This is a genomic window from Gemmatimonas sp. (assembly GCF_021298855.1).
In the GTDB taxonomy this organism is placed as follows: Bacteria; Gemmatimonadota; Gemmatimonadetes; order Gemmatimonadales; family Gemmatimonadaceae; genus Gemmatimonas.
In genome coordinates, this window is sequence record NZ_JAJTHI010000052.1 from 15,704 (window position 1) to 32,891 (window position 17,188).

The 17,188-nt window shown below is 68.5% G+C and carries 16 protein-coding genes; 12 read left to right on the forward strand and 4 right to left on the reverse strand.

All coding sequences use genetic code 11. From position 1 onward, the window contains the following. Nucleotides 1–4 precede the first annotated feature (4 nt). The 4 genes from LW840_RS14505 to LW840_RS14520 are packed head-to-tail and all read left to right on the forward strand — an operon-like array spanning nt 5 to nt 3,349. Nucleotides 5–1,642 (forward strand): AMP-binding protein, encoded by a 1,638-nt coding sequence (locus LW840_RS14505; RefSeq protein WP_291277231.1) that lies wholly within the window; start codon nt 5–7, stop codon nt 1,640–1,642. Beyond that, nucleotides 1,639–2,064 carry a thioesterase family protein gene (locus tag LW840_RS14510; RefSeq protein WP_291267235.1) on the forward strand — a complete coding sequence of 142 codons (426 nt, stop codon included), beginning with the start codon at nt 1,639–1,641 and terminating at the stop codon, nt 2,062–2,064. The genes LW840_RS14505 and LW840_RS14510 overlap by 4 nt, the downstream gene beginning before the upstream one ends. Next, complete coding sequence (locus LW840_RS14515) at nt 2,061–2,459, forward strand: RidA family protein (RefSeq protein ID WP_291261321.1); 399 nt, start codon at nt 2,061–2,063, stop codon at nt 2,457–2,459. Before LW840_RS14510 ends, LW840_RS14515 begins: the two co-directional genes overlap by 4 nt. Then, the gene (locus LW840_RS14520; protein ID WP_291277232.1) at nt 2,459–3,349 is read left to right on the forward strand and encodes an enoyl-CoA hydratase/isomerase family protein; all 891 of its coding nucleotides are present in this window, start codon (nt 2,459–2,461) and stop codon (nt 3,347–3,349) included. Before LW840_RS14515 ends, LW840_RS14520 begins: the two co-directional genes overlap by 1 nt. Nucleotides 3,350–3,395: 46 nt before the next feature. Here the strand turns inward: LW840_RS14520 and LW840_RS14525 are convergent, their stop codons facing one another. Then, complete coding sequence (locus LW840_RS14525; protein ID WP_291277233.1) at nt 3,396–4,706, reverse strand: alpha-hydroxy acid oxidase; 1,311 nt, start codon at nt 4,704–4,706, stop codon at nt 3,396–3,398. 235 nt (nt 4,707–4,941) lie between these two features. Here LW840_RS14525 and LW840_RS14530 point away from each other — a divergent pair, with 235 nt between their 5' ends. Together LW840_RS14530 and LW840_RS14535 are read left to right on the forward strand one after the other, a co-directional pair. Continuing rightward, a complete protein-coding gene (locus tag LW840_RS14530; RefSeq protein ID WP_291273600.1) occupies nt 4,942–7,152 on the forward strand; it encodes a DUF5916 domain-containing protein in 2,211 nt (736 codons plus the stop codon). A gap of 431 nt (nt 7,153–7,583) precedes the next feature. Next, nucleotides 7,584–7,973, forward strand: coding sequence for a nuclear transport factor 2 family protein (locus LW840_RS14535; protein WP_291267239.1), 390 nt, complete (start codon nt 7,584–7,586; stop codon nt 7,971–7,973). On the opposite strand, the gene LW840_RS14540 is transcribed toward LW840_RS14535, so the two are convergent. The 3 genes from LW840_RS14540 to LW840_RS14550 all read right to left on the reverse strand — a co-directional run bounded on the left by LW840_RS14540 (nt 7,954) and on the right by LW840_RS14550 (nt 11,695). After that, complete coding sequence (locus LW840_RS14540) at nt 7,954–9,561, reverse strand: amidohydrolase family protein (RefSeq protein WP_291261316.1); 1,608 nt, start codon at nt 9,559–9,561, stop codon at nt 7,954–7,956. The two genes, LW840_RS14535 and LW840_RS14540, sit on opposite strands and share 20 nt — an antisense overlap. 13 nt (nt 9,562–9,574) lie before the next feature. After that, on the reverse strand, nt 9,575–10,039 hold the full coding sequence (locus tag LW840_RS14545; protein WP_291267240.1) for a hypothetical protein: 465 nt from the start codon (nt 10,037–10,039) through the stop codon (nt 9,575–9,577). A 384-nt stretch (nt 10,040–10,423) separates the two neighbouring features. Beyond that, the gene (locus tag LW840_RS14550) at nt 10,424–11,695 is read right to left on the reverse strand and encodes an OFA family MFS transporter (protein WP_291261314.1); all 1,272 of its coding nucleotides are present in this window, start codon (nt 11,693–11,695) and stop codon (nt 10,424–10,426) included. 66 nt (nt 11,696–11,761) lie between these two features. Here LW840_RS14550 and LW840_RS14555 point away from each other — a divergent pair, with 66 nt between their 5' ends. From LW840_RS14555 to LW840_RS14580, 6 genes are all read left to right on the forward strand, one after another. Beyond that, the gene (locus LW840_RS14555; RefSeq protein ID WP_291273601.1) at nt 11,762–12,343 is read left to right on the forward strand and encodes a pyridoxamine 5'-phosphate oxidase family protein; all 582 of its coding nucleotides are present in this window, start codon (nt 11,762–11,764) and stop codon (nt 12,341–12,343) included. Then, complete coding sequence (locus tag LW840_RS14560; RefSeq protein WP_291267241.1) at nt 12,340–12,825, forward strand: YeeE/YedE thiosulfate transporter family protein; 486 nt, start codon at nt 12,340–12,342, stop codon at nt 12,823–12,825. Before LW840_RS14555 ends, LW840_RS14560 begins: the two co-directional genes overlap by 4 nt. 2 nt (nt 12,826–12,827) lie before the next feature. After that, entirely contained in the window at nt 12,828–13,295 is a 468-nt protein-coding gene (locus tag LW840_RS14565) for a DUF6691 family protein (protein WP_291277234.1), read from the forward strand. 256 nt (nt 13,296–13,551) lie between these two features. After that, the gene (locus tag LW840_RS14570) at nt 13,552–15,303 is read left to right on the forward strand and encodes a hypothetical protein (RefSeq protein ID WP_291267243.1); all 1,752 of its coding nucleotides are present in this window, start codon (nt 13,552–13,554) and stop codon (nt 15,301–15,303) included. A gap of 163 nt (nt 15,304–15,466) precedes the next feature. Continuing rightward, nucleotides 15,467–16,720 carry a porin gene (locus LW840_RS14575; protein ID WP_291277235.1) on the forward strand — a complete coding sequence of 418 codons (1,254 nt, stop codon included), beginning with the start codon at nt 15,467–15,469 and terminating at the stop codon, nt 16,718–16,720. A 72-nt stretch (nt 16,721–16,792) separates the two neighbouring features. Beyond that, a complete protein-coding gene (locus LW840_RS14580) occupies nt 16,793–17,182 on the forward strand; it encodes a hypothetical protein (RefSeq protein ID WP_291261308.1) in 390 nt (129 codons plus the stop codon). Nucleotides 17,183–17,188: the final 6 nt, after the last annotated feature.

Consider the following 17,188-nt stretch of genomic DNA (forward strand, 5'->3'; position numbering starts at 1 on the left):
CGCCATGCCCAGCGCGCATCTCGACACCTTCGCCCGCGACGCCCTCCCCCCCCGGGAGTGGCAGCCGGAGTACCTCTTCGATCTGCCGTCGCTGCAATTCCCGCCGCAACTCAACTGTGCGACGGCCCTGCTGGATGATGCCGTGCACGTGCACGGATGGGGCGACCGCGTCTGTCTGCGGGCGCCGGGCGTCACGTGGAGTTATCGGGAGCTGCTCGACCGGGCCGATCGCATCGCCCATGTCCTGACCAGCGACATGGGACTGGTTCCGGGCAATCGGGTCCTGCTGCGGGCCGCCAACTGTCCCATGTTGGTCGCGTGCTGGTTTGGCGTGATGAAGGCTGGCGGCATTGCCGTGACCACCATGCCCATGCTGCGTGCCGGTGAGCTGGCCACGATCATTCGCATCAGCCGCGCCACGCACGCGCTGGGAGACGGCGCACTGGCTGAAGAATTGCGCGAGGCGGCCACGGCGGAACCCACGCTGCGCCAGATGCGCTTCTTCCAGGGCGGCGGCGCCGAGGCCCTCGAGCCGGCCATGGCCGCGCACGACCTGCCGTACGTGAATGTCGATACCGCCAGCGACGACACCTGCCTGCTGGGCTTCACGTCGGGCACGACGGGTGTGCCAAAGGCCACCATGCACTTCCATCGGGACGTCCTGGCGGTGTGCCGGTGCTGGCCGCCGCACGTATTGCGTCCCACCGCCGACGACGTGTTCATTGGCAGCCCTCCACTGGCCTTCACCTTCGGCCTGGGCGGGCTGGTGCTCTTTCCCATGGCGGTTGGTGCCAGCGCGGTGTTGCTGGACAAGGTGGCACCGCCGCAGCTGTACGAGGGTATACGCGACTTCGGCGCCACGATTCTGTTCACGGCCCCCACGTCGTACCGCGCCCTCGTGGCCCTCGGGCACGACCTGCGGGCGCTGCCGCTCCGCAAGTGCGTGTCGGCGGGCGAGGCGCTTCCCGCCGCCACCCGCACGCTGTGGCGTGACGCCACGGGCATCGAGCTGATCGACGGCATCGGGGCCACCGAGCTGCTGCACATCTTCATCAGCGCCGACGAGGCGTCCGCTCGCCCGGGAGCCACGGGGAAGGTCGTGCCCGGGTACCGCGCCGAGGTGGTGGATGACGAGGGGCTCGTCGTGCCGCCGGGTGTGGTGGGGAAGCTGCGCGTGAAGGGGCCCACCGGATGCCGGTACCTGAACGACGAGCGGCAGCGCGCGTACGTGCGCGACGGATGGAACTACACCGGCGATGCGTACTTCCGCGATGAGGACGGGTATTTCCACTACCACGCGCGCACCGACGACCTGATCATTTCGTCGGGCTACAACATTGCCGGCCCCGAAGTGGAGGCCTGCCTGCTGCAGCACGACGCGGTGGCGGAGTGCGGCGTATATGGCGTGCCGGATGACGAGCGGGGGAACCTCGTGAAGGCGTGGGTGGTGTTGCGTCCCGGCGTGCCCCGTACGGCCGCCACCGTGCGGGCGCTGCAGGAGTTCGTGAAGGCACACATCGCCCCGTACAAGTACCCGCGCGCGGTGGCCTTCGTGGCGCAGCTGCCGCGTACCGCGACCGGCAAGCTGCAGCGGTTCCGCCTGCCGCAGTGCGAGGCGCTCCCGCTGGAGGAAACATCATGAGCCGCCCGGTGTTTGCGCGGCGATTCCGCGTGCCCTTCAGTGCCTGCGATCCGGCGGGCATCATGTTCTTCCCGCAGGTGTTTCTGCTGTTCCAGGATCACGTCGACCAGTGGGTGACGGAGGGACTCGGTCTCTCCTATGCCGAACTGCTGGGGCCACGTCGCGTCGGCCTGCCGTCGGTGCGCTGGGAGAGCGACTTTCGCGCGGTCAGTCGCATGGGCGACGAGCTCGTGATCTCGCTTCAGGTGGAACGGCTGGGCGAGAAGTCGCTCACGCTGCACTTCGAGGTGCATGGCGACGGCGTCCTGCGCGTGGAAGCGCGGCAGGTGATCGTGTGCACCAATCTCGACACCCATCGGTCGATGCCCTTCCCCGATGACCTTCGCGCCGCCATCACGCGTTTCCAGGAGCAGTCGACATGAGCCAGGCCCTGCAGCCTGAGGGGTGGATGCGACCGCGCGGCTACGCGAACGGCGTGGCTGCGAGCGGCCGGCAGATCTTCGTGGCCGGCATGATCGGCTGGAACGCACGGCAGGAGTTCGTGAGTGACGACTTCGCCGAACAGGCGCGACAGGCGCTCTGCAATGTGGTCGACGTGCTGCACGCCGGCGGGGCGGGTCCGCAGCATATCGTCCGCATGACCTGGTATGTGGTGGACCGTGCGGAGTATCAGGCGGCGCTCCCCGCCGTGGGAGCGGCCTTTCGCGATCTCATCGGGCACTACACCATTGCCATGAGCGCGGTGCAGGTGTGCGCCCTCATGGAGCCGCGCGCGCGGGTGGAGATCGAGGTGACCGCCGTGGTGCCGGAGGGGTGATGGCGGACGCTGCCTCGCTGCAGGACGCGCCCTTACGGTGGGTGCTGGAAGACGGGCTGCTGACGGTCACGATCGACCATCCACCGGTGAACGCCCTGAGTCACGCCGTGCGCACGGGACTCGTGGATGCGGTGGAGCTGGTGGATCGAACCCCGGCAATCCGCGCCATGATCCTGCGCAGCACGGGCGCCATCTTCATTGGTGGGGCCGATATCCGCGAGTTCGGCGGTCCGCGGCTCGATCCCCAACTCAACGCCGTCTGCGACCGCCTTGACGCGTGTGAGAAACCGATCATCGCGGCCATGCAGGGCGTCGCACTGGGCGGCGGGTTCGAAGTGGCGCTGGCGTCGCACTACCGCGTGGCGGCACCGACGGTCGAGGTGGCGTTTCCCGAGGTGCTGCTGGGACTGCTGCCGGGGGCGGGGGGCACGCAGCGCGCCCCGCGGCTGTGTGGCGCGGCACTGGCACTGGATCTCATGCTGACCGGCAAGCGGCTCCGGGCCCCCGACGCGTTGCAGGCCGGGCTGCTGGATGTGATCCATGAGGACCCGGTCGCGCACGCCCGTACGTGGGCGCGATCGCTCGTGGAAGCGGGCGCCCCGCTCCCGCGCGCGCGTGACGGTCGGGCCCTGCGCGACGTGGCGGCTCAGCGTGCGGCCGTGGCCGCCGCGGCGGCGCAGCTGCCCGACGATGCGCTCTACCGCCCCGCGCGCGAGCAGATTCTCGCCTGCGTGCGCGCGGCGGTGGAGCAGCCCTATGCGGCCGGAGCGGCCGTGGAGGCCGAGGCGTTTCTTGCCTGCCTCGCGAGCCCCCAACGCGAACAGCTCGTGCGCGCGTTCTTCGCGCAGCGGGAGGCGCGGAAGGCGACACCGCCGCCGGAGCGCAACTAGGCGCCGCGCTGCCGTGTGACCATCCGCATGTGCCCCCGCACGCCCGTCACGCTGGCGCGATGTGGCGCATCGCGATCTGCGACAATGCGGTAACGCCGCTCTGCTTCATGGTAAGCTCGAACTCCTTGTGCATGATCGCGAGCACCGCTTCGACCCCTTCCTGGCCGAATGCGCCCAGCCCCCAGATGTACGGGCGCCCAATGCCCGCTGCGGTGGCACCGAGGGCGAGCGCCTTGAACACATCGGTGCCGCGGCGGAAGCCGCCGTCGCAGATCACGGGGATCTTGCCAGCCGTACCCTTCACCACCTCCGGCAGCGACACGATGGTGGCGCGACGCGAGTTCTCCGCGCGACCGCCGTGGTTGGAGACGAACAGGCCATCCACGCCGTGTTCCACGGCCAGCGCGGCGTCTTCTTCGGTGACGATGCCCTTGAGCAGCACCTTCATGCCCGTGGACTGCTTGAGTCGGTCCACGAACTCCCAGGTGGGCGTCCCCTTCTCGAGCTGCGGCGGCAGCTTCTCGTAGCCCACGAGGTTGGGTTTGCGGCGATTGTCGCGATCATCGACCCGGCCGCTGACGCCGGGCAGGGGCGGGCCGCCCAGGTGGCACTTGATGCAGTCGCGCGTATCCCGGCGCGCCTCACGCACCATCGTGACGCGATTGCTGCCGCCCAGCAGGTCCACCGTGAACGCGATGGCCGGTGCGCCGGCCCGTTCCGCCCGCTTCACCATCTGCTTCGTGATGGACCAATCCGACTGGTGATACAGCTGGAACCACACCGGACCGCCGCGGGCCGCGATGGTGTCTTCGATGCTCGTCGTAGCGACGGTGGAGAGCACCATGAGGTGATCACGCGCCTTGGCCGCCTTGGCGGTGGCCACTTCGCCATCCTTGTGGAAGCCCTTCTGGCTGCCCAGCGGATTCACCACGATGGGTGACGCGTAGCGCGAGCCGAAGATGGACAGCTGGGTGTCCACCTTGCTCACGTCGATCAGCCGCCGCGGCCTGAGCACCCAACGGTCGAAGCCGGCCCGGTTGGCGGCGATGGTCGCGTCGTCGTCGGTGCCGGTCATCAGGTAGCCCCAATGCGCGACCGGGATGTTCTGCCTCGCGACGGGTTCGAAGTCGAACACGTCGAGGGCATCGGCGGCGCGCGCAATGAGCGGCGGCTGTGCGGCAAGCACCGGGTGGGTGCCGGCGGTCGCCACCTGATCGGCCGCGTGCAGGAGCGCATCGCTGCGGCCGTTGCCAGCCAGGCGGGCGAGCCAGTCGTGATCGAGTCCCGCCGCGGCGAGCAGCGGACTGCCGGCGAGAAAGGCGAGAAACTGCCGGCGGGAATTCGGGTCGAGAGCCATGGTGGTGAATGGGCAGCGTGCGGCGCGGCTTGTCCAGTCACCCGCATGCCGGAAGGCGTCGTCGCCGAACGGTTGGCGGGAGCGGGGCGTAATTTGGGGAGTCCTCGCCTCCCTCCTGCCTCCGGGTCTCATGCCGTCGTTTCCCCGCCGCGCCGCTCGTGCGGCGAGCCTTGTGCTTGCCGTGTGCCTTGCCCCACCCCAACTCGCCGCCCAGCCCGCGGTGCCAGGGGGCGGCATGAAGCTGGATGCCGCCGTGGCCGACTCGTTCGCCCGCGCGGCGCGCGCCAAGCCGCGCCCCACGGTGAACATCATCAAGGTGGACGGGGACGCCCCCGAGATCGATGGCAAGCTGACCGAGGGCGTCTGGCAGCGCGGGGCGGCGGTCACCGAGTTCGTGCAACGGGAGCTCAACGAGGGGGTGCCGGCGTCGGAACGCACCGAAGTCCGCTTTGCGAGCGACGGCAAGAACCTGTACATCGGCGCGCGCCTGTACGACCGCGAACCGTCGCTGATCATCCCCGGTGAGAAGATCCGCGACGTCACGCTGGCCAACAGCGATTACGTGGCCTTCATCTTCGACACCTATCACGACCATCAGAACGGGTTCGTGTTCGGGACCACGCCGGCGGGCATCGAGTACGATGGCCAGGTGATTCGCGAAGGCGAAGGCGGGGGCGCGAATGTGCCGGGGCAGAACCGCATGCAGGGTGGGGCCATGGGCGGCTTCAACGTGAACTGGGATGCCAGCTGGACAGTGGCCACCTCCATCGACTCGCTGGGATGGACGGCCGAGTTCCGCATTCCCTTCTCGACCATCCGGTATCAGTCGGCGAATGGGGAACAGACGTGGGGGCTCAACGTGTCGCGCATGATCCGCCGCAAGAACGAGGAGCTCTATTGGGCCTTCATTCCGCGGCAGTTCAACCTGTACCGCCTCTCGCTGGCCGGAAACCTGGCGCAGTTGCAGCCCCCGGTGCGCCGCATCCAGACGGTCACGCCGTACGTGCTCACCTCCAGCCAGCAGCGCTGGACGGGCAATCTGCAGTCCACGACCACGCCCACCGAGGTGGGTGGCGAAATCAAGTACGGCGTGACACCGGCGCTCACGCTCGACCTCACGGTCAACACGGACTTCGCGCAGGTGGAGGTGGATGACCAGCGCGTGAACCTCACGCGGTTCCCCATCTTCTTCCCCGAGAAACGGCCGTTCTTTCTGGAGAATGCGGGCGTGTTCTCCGCGGGGACGCCGCAGGCCGTGGATCTGTTCTTCACGCGGCGCATCGGTATTTCCGACAACGGCACCCCGCAACCCATCCTGGGAGGTGGTCGCCTGTCGGGACGTGTCGGCAGCACCACGGTGGGGCTGCTGCAGATGGTGACGGACTCGCCCGAGCAGGGATCGCCGGGGCAGTCGTTCTCGGTGGCACGCGCCGTACGCGAGGTGGGCGCGCGTTCGCGCTTCGGCCTCATGGCGGTGCAGCGCCTCTCCACCGAGGACGCCGGGGATGTGAATCGCACCTTCGCCGTGGATGGGCGTCTCGGGGTGGGGCAGAAGTGGACGAGCGATCTCTGGGCGGCGAAGACGACCACGCCGGGACGCACGGGCGACGACTTTGCCTACAGTGGGCGCGTCGCGTTCGCCACCAATGTATTCAACGCCAACGCGCGGGTGGCGCAGATCGGTGAGGACTTCAATCCCGAGGTGGGCTTCATGAGCCGTCCGGCGGGGTACCGGAGCTTCGATGCGACCGCGATGTATCTGGTGCGCAAGCCCGAGTGGGGGTGGTTCCGTCAGTGGAATCCGCACGTGAGCTATCGCGGCTTCTATGACATCGAGGACGGCTTCCGCCAGACGGGCTACTGGCACATCGACGTGACGGAAATCGAGTTTGCCAACAGCTCGCGCTTCGGCCCGGAGTGGAACATCTCCCAGGAAGGGCTCCGGGTGCCCTTCGAGATTTCGCCGGGGGTGGTGCTGCAACCCGGGCAGTATCAGTGGGGCACGCTCGGGTTCGACTACACCACTGACCCCAGCGAGAACATCACCGCCACCGGGCGCTTCGATTTCGGCCAGTTCTGGACGGGGACGCGCAACGGCGGCAGCGGCACGCTCACCGTGCGTCGCGGCGCGACGTTCTCGGGCTCGCTGACGGTGGATCACAACGACGTGCGCCTGCCCGAAGGCAACTTCACGCGCACCCTGCAGGCGGTGCGGCTCAACTATTTCTTCACGCCGCGCATCTTCGTGCAGACGCTCACCCAGTACAACAACCAGCAGAAGATCTGGTCGGCCAACGTCCGCTTCGGCTGGCTCAACACCGCCGGTACCGGGCTGTTCGTGGTGCTCAACGACGGGCGTGAGGCCACCGGCTTCTTCGACTGGGTGCGCCCGCAGCAGCGCAGCCTGTTCGTGAAGTTCACGCGGCAGTTCGGGACGGGCGGCTGACCTTGGGAGACGCGGAGGCGGGGAGGCGCGGCGACCGCGTGCTCCGCGCCTCGTTTGCTCCGCGTCGCCCACGTACGGGTTTCCCCTATGGTGCAAGTCCGCCGATCATGGCAGGTTGATCGCGCAGAGTGAGGGCGATGCCAACACGATGCTTCGGCGGGTCGGGGATCGATCCCGATTCCTCGGAGTAGCTGAGGCGAAGCGAGAACGCACCGCGCGCATGGACCCGCTGCAACATTCCACCGCCGTGTGGAACGCACCGTTGCCGGAAGGCATGCATCCGGCAAGCGGGTGCCGACGCGGACTCAGATGGCAGCAGGCGCCATCGCGGCCTCGGGCCGACGTCCTCCGCGGACGGCACAGGGAAGCGCCGGGCCCCAGGGTCCGGCGCTTTCTGTTCTTCTCCCGCGTCCGTCCTGCGATATTGCGGCATGCGAGATCACGCCGCCGACATTCGTGCCCTGCGCAAGCAGTCCAACGCCGCCATCGCGGCCCTCGACCCCCAGTACGTCGCCAGCTTCATGAGCGAAGACATCGAAGTCGCCGTGGCCGGTGGGCCGGTGCTGCGCGGCCGCCCCGCCAACATCGACGCCTGGGAAACGCAGATGCGGGCCAAGGGCTTCGGTGGCTACGTCCGCACGCCGGAGCAGGTGACGGTCGACACGGCGACCGGCACCGCCCGCGAAGTGGGCCACTGGGTCGGGCGCTGGCGCGTGAACGGCCGTGCGCACGAACAGGAAGGGCGCTACACGGCCGAGTGGAAGCTCGGTACGATGGGCTGGGAAATCGCGCGCGAAGCGTTCACCGAGGACGGCGACTGACCATCGCGCGGGTGCGCCGCAGGGTGCGTCCGGCCCGCGTGCCGGTCACCGCCCCGTCCCGCACGGCGAACACGCCGTTCACCAATACGTGCTCGATCCCGCGCGACGGCGCCGAGGGATTCGTGTACGTGGCCTGATCGATCACGGTGGCGCTGTCGAACACCACCAGATCGGCACGCATCCCTTCGGCCACCTGCCCGCGATCGTCGAGGCCCATGAGCGACGCGGGGAGCCACGTCATCTTGCGGATGGCGGCGCTCCAGCTGAGGGCACGCTGTTCGCGCACGTAGCGGCCGAGCACGCGGGGGAAGGTGCCGAAGGCGCGCGGGTGTGAAACGTTCTCGGGGAGTGCCGCATCGCAATCGCAGGCGATGGCGACGTCCGGATCGGCGATGAGCTGGACGAGATCGGCTTCGGCGCCGAAGCCGAGGATCGCACTGGGCGTGCGCTGCTCGAGCACGCGCACGACGGCCTCGCCCGGGGTGGCGATCTGCTCGCGGTCCATGACCTGCTGGAGCGTGGTGCCATCGTCATTCAGCAGGATGCCGGCCGCCCCGGTGAAGCGCGCGGCAATGGCTTCGTCGGCCTCCCGGATGATGCGGGCACGCAGCGTGGAATCGCGGAACCGCTCGCGCATGGCGACGATGCCGCCATCCTGCGCCCACCCCGGAATGATGAGCTGGGCGAGCGCCGTCTGCCCCGAGAGGTAGGGGTACACGTCCGCCGACACCCAGCGTCCCTGCCGCGTCTCCTGCTGCATGCTATCGAGCATGCGGCGTGCCCCACCCTGGGCCCGCCCCTGCAGCTTCATGTGCGTGAACACCGGCACCATGCCGCTCGCGAAGCCGATCGCCATCGTCTCCCGCATCCCCGCGACAGAACTGAAGCCCGACTCCGGGGTGAGCCGGTCGTGGTTGGTGAAGAAGGTGCCCCACGGCTTCGCCACGGCGAGCACACGATTGACTTCGTCGACGGTGGCGAAGTAGGCGGGCTTGTAATCGAGCCCGGCCGACACCCCGAAGCCGCCGGCCTCGAGCCCCGCAGTGACGAGTTGCTGCATGCGCCCGATCTGCTCGTCGGTGGGGCGTACATCGCGGACCCCCACCACCGTACTCCAGATGCTGTTGAACGGCACGCTCGCCGCCACGTTGACGGCGGTCCCCGCGGTCTCGATGCCGGCGAGTTGGGTCTGCAGATCCACCGGACCGCCACCATCGGCGTTGAGCAGCACGGTGGTCACTCCCTGCGTGAGCAGGTTGGCCGCGGTGCCGAGCGCGCGCGGATTGGCGTGACTGTGCACATTGATGAAGCCCGGAGCGATCATGCGCCCGCGCACATCGAGCACCTCGCGCGACGAGGCGCGCGCGAGGTTGCCGACGCGCACGATGCGGTCGCCGCGAATGCCCACGTCGGCGAGTCGCATGCCCCCGCCGGTCCCGTCCACGACGGTGCCGCCACGCAGCACGAGATCGTACGGCGCCTCCTGCGCGGCGAGCGGTGTGGCGGCGGCACTCGCGGCGAGCACGGCGATCAGCACCGCCACGGCGTCGTGCCGGTGGGTGGTCAACGAGCGGAACATCATGAGCATGGGCGCCTCCCGGTCAGGGTATGCGGAGATAGGTGGCGAACGTCACGCCGGTCGTGCGCCCCTCGGCATCCTCACGCATGTACACCACGCCGATCGTATTGTGATCGGGCGAGAGCACGTTGGTGAGGCGCTGCGTGACGCGTCCGTTATTCGTGTTCACGATCTCGTTCACCAGCGGTGACAGGGCGCGCACGGCGGCGTGGGTCTGCGAGGCGTTGCCCGTGACCGGCATGGCGCGCCCGTCGAAGGTGGTGGTGTACCACCAGCGCGTGGTGTCGCCCCTGGCGTTCACGGCCTGAACGGTCACGCGCATGCCGCCCGCGCCGTGCGGCTCGTAGGTCATGATGTTGCTGGCGGGCGCCGGGGCGTCACTCTTGAGAAGCCAGCGACCGAAGCGGGGATTGCCCGACTGCGCCGCCGCTGCGGACGCGGCGCCAAGCCACAGCAGGGTACCGAAGAGCCAGGAGCCTGCACGCATATACACACTCGCGGGAGGGGGAATGGCGAATGTAGCGCCGCCTCGTCGCTGTCGCTGACGGGCGGGGTCGGGGTCTTGGTCGGGGTCGCGGTCGGAGTCACCGCGCCCTCACGGAGCGCACCGAGGTGGTCGAGGATAATGAGAACAGCCTGCATGCGGGCGTGCCCTCGCGGTGACTGAACCCATCGGGCAGTGGGCTGTGCAGGGAAGACCAGGGAGCACTGCCGAATGCGGCTGTGCTCTGTTGCGGTTCTCCATGTCCTCCACCGCCTCGGTGCCCTCTGTGACGGCGCGTCGCGCTCATCTCTCATTTCTCGCCGCTCGTTGCTCCCCGCTCGAGCGCGAACGGGACCGTCGGGATCGGCCGTGCGCCGTGCCGGCGCGTCAGCGCCGCGCGGCTCGCAGCGGCCTGACCAGCAGGGTGAGGAGCAGCCCCACGCCCAGCAGGGCCGCGAGCAGCTGCAGCGGCTGATCATAGATGGCCACGCGCGACATGCCGGGCGCGAGTGCGGCACGGGCACGCTCGGACAGCTCGGTGATGATGACGGGGCCGAGCACGGCCGCCACGCTCCACGCGGTCAGCAGTGCGCCATGAATGGCGCCGACGTTGGCTGTGCCGAAGAGGTCGGCGAGGAAGGCGGGAATGGTGGCGAAGCCCCCGCCGTACATGGTGAACACCGTGAGCAGGCACACGAGAAACGGCCACCAGGCGCCGGCGCGGGCCAATTGCGGGATGACCAGGAACAGCCCCAGCTGGGCGCCGAAGAAGAGCAGATACGTATTGCGGCGGCCAAGGCGATCGGAGATGGTGCTCCAGAAGAGTCGCCCGCCCGCATTGCAGAGGCTGATCATCGCCACCACGGCGGCGGCTTGCGCGGGGGTGCGTCCGAAGAGGTCCTGCATCATGGGGCTTGCCTGGGCGAGAATGCCAATGCCCGCCGTGACGTTGATGCAGAGCATGCCCCAGAGCAAAGCGAACTGCGGGGTGCGCAGCGCCTCGCGGCGCGTGTAGCCGGGGTGCCCGACCGGCGCTGTGTTGGCCGTGGGGGCGCTGGCCGCTACGGCCCGTACGGGGGCGGGGCGCAGCAGCTGCGCGCCGGCCAGCATGAGCAGCAGGTACGCACCGGCAAGCACCAGGAGGGTGTCGGCCACCCCGACGCGTTCAATGAGCCACGCGTTCGCATGGCCGGCAATGAACGCCCCGCCGCCAAAGCCCATGATGGCGAACCCGGTGGCCATGCCGCGCCGGTCGGGGAACCACCGCACCAGCGTACTCACGGGGGCGATGTAGCCGATGCCGCAGCCAATGCCGCACAGGATGCCAAGCCCCAGGAAGAGCAACAGCGGCTGCCGCAGATGCAGCCCGACGGCTCCCACCGCAAGGCCGGAGGCGAAGCAGAGAGCCGCCAGTCGCGCCGCCATCCGGGCGCCGCGGCGTTCGACCCAGGGGCCCCACGTGGCGGCGCTCAGCCCCAGCAGGACGAGGGCGCTGGTGAACGTGGTGTACGGCGGACTCCCCCACCACGGCAGTGATGGCATGGCCGCCGTGATGGGGCGATTGAGCGTGCTCCAGGCATACACGGAGCCGATGCCGAGGTGCACCAGCACGGCCCCCAACGGGATCGTCCAGCGGCGGGGAGGCGGGGTGAGCTGCATACGGCATGGTGAACGAGCCAGCGGGAGGTTCCGTTGCCGCGTGTGCCGGGGGGCTAGCTTTGGTGCATGCGTGCCATTCTCATCACGTCCCTGGGCGCTCTGCTGCTGACGGGCATCTCCCTGTCGGCGCCGGCCCACGCCCAGGCCCAGACGTCGGCTCCCCCGGCGCTTGCCCCGTCGGTATTGGACTCGATTGCCCGTCGCATCGTGACGGCGGCCCGATATGCCACGCTGGCCACCGTGGACGGTGCCGGACGTCCGCAGGTGCGCACCATCCAGCCGCGTCACCCCGACGCCACCTGGTCGGTGTGGTTCGCCACCAACCCGCGCACCCGCAAGGTGAAGGAGGTGGAGCACCGCGGGGCCGTGGCCCTCCACTACTTCGACCCGGCCACGCAGAGCTACGTGGCCGTGACCGGCACAGCCCGCGTGGTGCGCGATCGCGCCACGCAGGATGCGCACTGGGATGACGCGTGGACCGCCTTCTACCCCGACCGGACGCACGGTGTGGTGCTCATCGTGGTCGACGCGGCGCGCGTGGAGGTGGTGAGTCCCAAACTGGGGGTGGAGAGTGATGCGCTCACGTGGCGTCCGCAATCGTTCACCGTACGTCCCGCCGGTGTGGGCCCCGCGCGGAGGCGGCCATGACGACGGCGTGGTTCGGGGCCGGACTGTTCCCGTTTGGCTGGGCGCAGTATCTGGCGGGGGGGCTGCTCATTGGCAGCGGCGTGGCGCTGCTGTTCGTGCTCACGGGCCTCATTGGTGGCATGAGCTCGGTGTACTCCTCCACGTGGTCGTATCTCGTGCCGCACCCGTTCTTTCAGCAGCGCCCTCTCGTGGCCAGCCGTGGCTGGCGTCTCGCGTACGCCCTGGGGCTCGTGCTGGGCGCGCTGCTCTGGTTTCTGTGGTCGGGGCAGAGTACCCGCGTGGCGGTGAGCATTCCCACCTGGCAGCTCTTCGTGGGCGGACTGCTCGTGGGCTACGGCGCTCGGCTGTCGCAGGGGTGCACGTCGGGACACGGCATTTGCGGGCTCGCCTCGCTCTCGCGCCCCTCACTGGTGGCGGTGCTCACCTTCATGGCGACGGCCTTCCTCACGGCCAACGTCGTGGCCCGGCTGGGCGGGGCGTGAGGATGGCTTCCACCATCATTCCCACCGTGACGCGCGACGGCGCTCCGATTGCCAATGCGACGCCGCGCGCGGTACAGGCGGCCGCGCTCACCGCCGGCGTGCTGTTCGGGTTCGGCCTCGCACTCTCCACGATGATTCGCCCCGAGATCGTGCTCGGCTTTCTGCGCTTCACCGATCTCGGGCTCATGCTCGTGATGGGCGGTGGCGTGCTCGTCGCCATGGTAGCGTATCAGCTGGCGCCGCGATTGCTCACGCGCCCGTTGCTGGGTGGCGCGTTTGCACGGCGCACCGCCGTGCTCGATCGCCCGACCGTGGCCGGTGCCGCCATCTTCGGGATCGGCTGGGGACTGTGTGGAGTCTGCCCCGGTCCAGCCATCGCCGGGCTCGGTGCCGGCAGCTGGGAGCTGGGATGGGCCATTGCCGGCATCGCGCTGGGGGCGCTGGCGCAGGGACTCACGACCCGGCGGTAATCGGATCGGTCGGATTGGTCGGATTGGTCGGATGTCGGATGTCGGAGGTCGGGGGTCGGATGTCGGAGGTCGGATGGATGCCGGAGATCCGATGCCGGAAACGGCGTTCGGAAGTCGGAAGTCGGAGAGCGGGCGGCGGGTACGTCCGACCTCCGAACGCCGTTTCCGGGCGCCGATTTCGGGCATTCGTCCGAGCTCCGTCCTCCGATGGTCGCCCCGGCCGTACCTTTCGGCAGTCCCTTTCCCCGGATTGCCCATGCGTCTTTCCCTCACGCTGCTCCTGCTTGCTACGGCCACCGTGGCCACCGCGGTCGCCGTACCGCTGCATGCCCAGCCCGCTCGCCCCGCGCCCGCCGTGCAGGTTCGCGTGGCGTTGCCCACGGCCAAGGCCACCGCACCCCTCGACGGGCGACTGTTGCTGCTCGTTTCCACCGACAGCACGCGGGAGCCGCGCTTCCAGATCAGCGACGGGCCGGAATCGCAGCTCGTGTTCGGCACCGACGTGGAAGGGTGGACTCCCGGCAGTACCCGCACCGTGACCGACAACGCCGACGCCTATCCGCTGGCGTCGCTGCGCGACCTGCCCCGCGGACGCTACTGGGTGCAGGCGGTGCTCAATCGCTACGAAACGTTCCGACTGAGCACGGGGCACACGGTGAAGCTGCCCCCTGACAAGGGCGAAGGACAGCAGTGGGCGCGCAAGCCGGGCAACCTGTACAGCACGCCGCGCTGGGTCACGCTCGACGCGCGCCAACGCCTGCTCCCCACGGTCTCACTCGACAACGAGATCGCACCCATTGCCGCACCGAAGGATACGAAGTGGATCAAGCACATCACCATTCGCAGTGAGCGGCTCTCGAAGTTCTGGGGACGCGACATGTTCATCGGCGCGAATGTGCTGCTGCCGGCGGGCTTCGACGAGCACCCGAACGCGCGCTATCCGCTGGTGGTGTACCACGGGCACTTCCCGTACACGTTCGAAGGCTTCCGCGAGACGCCCCCCGACCCGAACCTCAAGCCCGACTTCTCGGCGCGCTTCAACCTCGCCGGCTACAACCGCATCCAGCAGGAGCTCAATCATCAGTTCTACAAGGACTGGACGAGCGCGACCTTCCCGCGCGTGCTGCTCATGGAGGTGCGCCACGCCACGCCGTACTACGACGACTCGTACGCCGTGAACTCCGCGTCGCAGGGGCCGTGGGGCGACGCCATCATGTACGAACTCATCCCCGAGGTGGAGCGACGGTTCCGTGGGCTGGGGCAGGGGTGGGCCCGCATCACCTACGGCGGCTCGACCGGTGGCTGGGAAGCCATGGCCGTGCAGATGTTCTATCCCGACGAGTTCAACGGCGCGTACATCGCCTGCCCCGATCCGATCGACTTCCGCGCCAATACGGTGTTCAACCTGTACGAGGAAACGAACGCGTTCTTCCTCGACAGCCAATGGAAGCGCACGCCCCGCCCGGCGCACCGCAACTACCTGGGGCAGGTGCAGACCACCATGGAAGAGACCAACCGTCGCGAAGCGGCGCTGGGCAGCAAGGGACGCAGCGGCGACCAGTGGGACATCTGGCAGGCCACCTACTCGCCCATGGGCCCCGACGGCTATCCCAAGCCCATCTGGGACAAGAAGACCGGGGTGATCGACAAGGAGGTTGCGCGCTACTGGCGAGACAACTACGACCTCTCGTACATCCTGCGCCGGGACTGGGCGACGCTGGGCCCCAAGGTGTTCGACAAGCTGAACATCTACGTGGGCGACATGGACAACTACTACCTCAACAACGCCGTGTACCTCGTGGAGGACTTCCTCAAGGGCACCACGACCCCCAAGTGGACCGGAGAGATCACGTACGGGGATCGCGCCGAGCACTGCTGGAACGGCGATCCCACGCGCAGCAACGCGTATTCCAGGCTGCGGTACCACCAGATGTACATCCCGCGCATCCTCGAGCGCATGCGCGCCCGGGCGCCGCGCGGTGCCGACACGCTGAGCTGGCGCTACTAGCGCCCTGCCCCGTACGTACACCGAAAACCATCAGAGGGGTTGCCGCACTGCGGTAACCCCTCTGTAACGACTGTAACCGTCATGTCACGGCCGGCTGTGACATGTAACGGACAGAGTAGACTGCGCGGTCCGCATCGTTACCGACGCGTTCCCGAGTCTTTACATGCCGCTGTCTCAGGCGTTTCGCCATATCACGTTCGCAAGGCTGTCGCTCCTGCTGTCGGCCGTCGCGCTGCTCACGCCGCCGCGTCTCGCCGCACAGGGGGCCCCGTCTCCGGCGCCCACCGCGGCCCCTGCCCAGAAGCCGGTGCCGTGGTACGAGTCCTTCCGCATTCGGGGCTACGGGCAGATCCGGTACAACCGCCTGCTCGAAAGCAACCCGCAGTTTCAGTGCGAGCAGTGTGACCGCAGCTGGGGAGACCTGGGCGGTTTCTTCATTCGTCGCGCACGACTCATCGTGCAGGGGCAGATTCACCCGCAGGTGTTCATTTACCTGCAGCCGGATTTCGCCAGTGCGGTGGGGACCACCGGCAACGTGGCGCAGCTGCGGGACTGGTACGTGGACCTTGGCGTCGACCCGGACAACGCATTCCGGTTTCGCGTGGGGCAGAGCAAGGTGCCCTACAGCTACGAGAACATGCAGAGCAGCTCGAACCGGCTCCCGCTCGACCGTGCCGACGCGACCAACAGTGCGCACGCCAACGAGCGGGATCTGGGGCTGTTCTTCATGTGGGCTCCCAAGGTCGCCCGTGCGCGGTACGCCGAGCTGGCCACTGGCACCGGCAAGGGGAGCGGGGACTACGGCGTCTTCACCGTGGGCGCGTTCAACGGGCAGACGGCCAATCGTGCCGACGCAAACAACAACCAGACGCTGGTGGCCCGCCTGTCGTATCCGTTCAGGATCGGCAATCAGCTGGTGGAGCCGGGTGTTGCCGGCTACCGGGGGCAGTATACCGTGACGGCCGAGCAGCGGAGTGCGGGCGTGAAGGGACGGAGCGACTGGACCTACGCCGACGAGCGTGCCCTCGTGCAACTCAACCTCACGCCACGTCCGTTCGGCCTGCTTGCGGAGTACAACGTGGGGCGGGGGCCGGAATACAATCCGGCGCGCGACAGCATCGAGACCCGGTCGCTGCGCGGCGGGTTCGTGACGGCCACCTACCAGTTGAAGCGTGGCACGCAGGTCTTCTTCCCGTTCGTGCGATACCAGGTGTACGACGGCGGAAAGAAGCACGAGCGCGATGCACGCAGCCACACGGTGAACGACGTGGAGTTCGGCGTGGAGTGGCAGCCGAATCCGAAGTTCGAGCTGGTGACCGAGTGGTACCAGGGCAACCGCCGCTTCGAAGACAAGCTGCGCCCGCGCTGGGAGCAGCGCGGCCGCCTGCTCCGCATCCAGGCGCAGTTCAACTACTGAATGTGGCCTCCGCTCCCCCCGGCGGGTAGCTTGCGGTGAGCCTGCGGGTTCGCTCACGCCAGGGGAGGCACGATGAACAGTGGGGCGGTCATCTTCGCGGCCAACGTAGACCGCGTGGCGCGGTTCTACGAGGTGCTGCTACTCATGTCGCCGGTGCATGTCGAGACGGGGCTGCGCGTCATCGCCTCGGATCGTACGGAACTCGTCATCCACCAGGTTCCGCCGCACGTTCTGCCGCCGGTCCCCGAGGGAACGGCGCCCGCCCCGCGGGAAGACACGGCCATCAAGCCGTTCTTCGTGGTGCCCAGCCTGGCCGCCGCGCGCGAGATGGCGCCGCCGCTGGGCGGGTACGTGTTCCCCCGCGAGCGCGAGTTCAGCGCGCGGCGCTTCCGTGCCTGCAACGCCTGCGACCCCGAAGGCAACGTGGTGCAGTTTCGTGAACTCCTCCTCCCTCCTACCTGACCCCTG

Bases quoted from the DNA above. Each gene is read 5' to 3' on its own strand.
- LW840_RS14505 (WP_291277231.1), top strand. From the start codon at position 5: ATGCCCAGCGCGCATCTCGACACCTTCGCCCGCGACGCCCTCCCCCCC.
- LW840_RS14510 (WP_291267235.1), top strand. From the start codon at position 1,639: ATGAGCCGCCCGGTGTTTGCGCGGCGATTCCGCGTGCCCTTCAGTGCC.
- LW840_RS14515 (WP_291261321.1), top strand. From the start codon at position 2,061: ATGAGCCAGGCCCTGCAGCCTGAGGGGTGGATGCGACCGCGCGGCTAC.
- LW840_RS14520 (WP_291277232.1), top strand. From the start codon at position 2,459: ATGGCGGACGCTGCCTCGCTGCAGGACGCGCCCTTACGGTGGGTGCTG.
- LW840_RS14525 (WP_291277233.1), bottom strand. From the start codon at position 4,706: ATGGCTCTCGACCCGAATTCCCGCCGGCAGTTTCTCGCCTTTCTCGCC.
- LW840_RS14530 (WP_291273600.1), top strand. From the start codon at position 4,942: ATGAAGCTGGATGCCGCCGTGGCCGACTCGTTCGCCCGCGCGGCGCGC.
- LW840_RS14535 (WP_291267239.1), top strand. From the start codon at position 7,584: ATGCGAGATCACGCCGCCGACATTCGTGCCCTGCGCAAGCAGTCCAAC.
- LW840_RS14540 (WP_291261316.1), bottom strand. From the start codon at position 9,561: ATGCTCATGATGTTCCGCTCGTTGACCACCCACCGGCACGACGCCGTG.
- LW840_RS14545 (WP_291267240.1), bottom strand. From the start codon at position 10,039: ATGCGTGCAGGCTCCTGGCTCTTCGGTACCCTGCTGTGGCTTGGCGCC.
- LW840_RS14550 (WP_291261314.1), bottom strand. From the start codon at position 11,695: ATGCAGCTCACCCCGCCTCCCCGCCGCTGGACGATCCCGTTGGGGGCC.
- LW840_RS14555 (WP_291273601.1), top strand. From the start codon at position 11,762: ATGCGTGCCATTCTCATCACGTCCCTGGGCGCTCTGCTGCTGACGGGC.
- LW840_RS14560 (WP_291267241.1), top strand. From the start codon at position 12,340: ATGACGACGGCGTGGTTCGGGGCCGGACTGTTCCCGTTTGGCTGGGCG.
- LW840_RS14565 (WP_291277234.1), top strand. From the start codon at position 12,828: ATGGCTTCCACCATCATTCCCACCGTGACGCGCGACGGCGCTCCGATT.
- LW840_RS14570 (WP_291267243.1), top strand. From the start codon at position 13,552: ATGCGTCTTTCCCTCACGCTGCTCCTGCTTGCTACGGCCACCGTGGCC.
- LW840_RS14575 (WP_291277235.1), top strand. From the start codon at position 15,467: ATGCCGCTGTCTCAGGCGTTTCGCCATATCACGTTCGCAAGGCTGTCG.
- LW840_RS14580 (WP_291261308.1), top strand. From the start codon at position 16,793: ATGAACAGTGGGGCGGTCATCTTCGCGGCCAACGTAGACCGCGTGGCG.